This window comes from Lentibacillus kapialis, assembly GCF_014646635.1.
In the GTDB taxonomy this organism is placed as follows: Bacteria; Bacillota; Bacilli; order Bacillales; family Amphibacillaceae; genus Lentibacillus; species Lentibacillus kapialis.
Genome location: NZ_BMNQ01000137.1, coordinates 1 through 698 on the forward strand (window position 1 = coordinate 1; position 698 = coordinate 698).

General features: G+C 46.1%; 1 protein-coding gene. It reads right to left on the bottom strand.

The genetic code is table 11. The annotated features are described in order from the left end of the window. On the bottom strand, positions 1-698 hold a 698-nt coding region (locus IEW67_RS17975; RefSeq protein ID WP_188634437.1), incomplete at both ends, for a transposase.

Genomic DNA, 698 nt, shown 5'->3' on the forward strand with positions numbered 1-698 from the left:
GGAATCGGCAAAAAAACAATGTGACTGTTTCATCGATCCCGGGATAATAGACGGTGACTTCATAATAGCGCGTATTGCGTTTACGGCAACGCTTTTCTTTTCCTTCGTTTTTCAGGGTTTTCAGCAGTTCCTTCGCGTTCATGTTTTTCCCTTGGTAACGGTACTTTCTCCAGTCCTTACGGACAGCACAAATCACGTGCATCGCCCCATTTTTGACCTCCCTGCACGTGTAGATAAAGTCCTTGCTGGAAAACCAACTGTCCACGAGGACATACTTAGCCTTGAAGCCGTGCTTCACCGCTCTTTTGAGCATACGTATCGCATTCGTGATTTTGTCGACATCGCATTCCATTTTGCGCTTGGCACCGTTTGAGCGAGGGTCACGTTTCTTTTGGTATTGCTCTTTGCGCTGTTTTTTGTATAGCTTCTTTTCAGAATGAAGACTGAAATCAAGCGGGTTGAAGCTTTTCCCATCAAAGAGCCCCATTGTGAGATTTTTAAACCCGAGCGTTGCTTTGGATTTCTTGCGTCCGGCTACATGGTCGTGGACATAAGAAACCTGTTCAATCCGGCGGCCAACACGCTCGTCGATCGTATCATCAAAGATAAAAGCCGACTTATCGTCCACGTCCTGATCAGGATTAACCAAAGACTGAAATTGCTTAGCTACATGAAGAAGCAGGTTGCGCCAAGGCATA